General features: G+C 61.9%; 1 pseudogene. It reads left to right on the forward strand.

The features are described 5' to 3' along the window. Positions 1–257, forward strand: a pseudogene (locus tag NCR93_RS31770) (sugar ABC transporter ATP-binding protein); the annotation flags it as partial.

Genomic DNA, 257 nt, shown 5'->3' on the forward strand with positions numbered 1-257 from the left:
ACTCCATCCTGGCAGGCGTTGCCTACGTCTCCGCCGAGCGACAGCGCGACGGCGTCGTCGCACATCTTTCGATCCTGCAAAACATGATGCTGGGATGGCATAGCGGACCGCCCCGCTGGAAAGGCCCCGTTGTCGACGAAGCGAAAGCCGAGGAGCTCTGCAGGGAATACATCCGCGATCTGGCCATACGCACACAGGGCCCTGCCCAGCCGATATCGAATCTGAGCGGCGGTAACCAGCAGAAGGTTCTGTTGGCG

The sequence above is a fragment of the Caballeronia sp. ATUFL_F1_KS39 genome (assembly GCF_023630985.1).
Lineage (GTDB): Bacteria > Pseudomonadota > Gammaproteobacteria > Burkholderiales > Burkholderiaceae > Caballeronia > Caballeronia zhejiangensis.